Source organism: Rhodococcus sp. IC4_135 (genome assembly GCF_011602025.1).
Taxonomy (GTDB): Bacteria; Actinomycetota; Actinomycetes; order Mycobacteriales; family Mycobacteriaceae; genus Rhodococcus_F; species Rhodococcus_F baikonurensis.
This window is the reverse complement of the sequence record NZ_JAAOLG010000118.1, coordinates 1-772: the sequence shown is the minus strand read 5'-3', so window position 1 is coordinate 772 and position 772 is coordinate 1. Positions and strand designations below refer to the sequence as shown.

The window sequence follows — 772 nt, the reverse complement described above, 5'->3', positions numbered from 1 at the left end:
CTGGCCCAACATGTCGCCAAGCTCCTCATCATCGACGAGCGTCCGTCGCAGGCGGCCTTCGTCGCCTACGAACATCTCCGGCACGAGGACCCGATCGTCGTCGAGTTCGAACGCTTCGTGCGCGCCCGCCTGGACGAACCGTTCAACGTCGCCTTCGTCGCGCAGTCGCTCGGCACCAGCCGGCGCACCCTCGAACGACGAGTCCGTGCGGCGCTCAACCTCACTCCGCTCGGCTTCGTCCAACGGCTTCGCATCGAACGAGCTCGGCACCTCTCAGCAACCACGGACCTCACCTCCGCCGAGATCGCGCTACGGGTCGGCTACGCGAACGCCGAGACTCTGCGCTCCCTCCTGCGTAGGGAGCGACGCCGTTCCTGACCTATCGCCATGCCTGTAGCCGGTGTCCTAGTGCTCGACTGGAACCACCTCTCAGCACGTCGCGTCGACGCTCCTGCGTCGCCCCTGGACGACCCACTCGACACGCCCGCAGCACAGGCCATGTGACGTGTCCCGGCTTCCCGGACGGTCGGGGTTGGGTGGCTGTGATGTCGCTGCGTTCTCGTCGAGGGGGTCAGCAGACTCGATCAGGGTCGATTGGGATGAGACGCGAAGGCGGTCAGGTCAGGGCGGCCGAAGCCGGCCGGCGGGGTAGCGTCGGTCACGTCGAGGTCTTTCGGATGGATGGCGTAGGAACCTCCATCGTCGGGAGACCTCGACGTCTACCTGCGGACCGACGCGCCCGGCCGACCTACACCCTCATCTGGGAAGAGCC

The 772-nt window shown here is 66.8% G+C and carries 1 protein-coding gene; it reads left to right on the top strand.

Annotation, left to right across the window (positions count from 1 at the left end):
- On the top strand, positions 1-378 hold a 378-nt coding region (locus G8767_RS35245), incomplete at its 5' end, for a helix-turn-helix domain-containing protein (protein ID WP_166814288.1).
- Positions 379-772 lie beyond the last annotated feature (394 nt).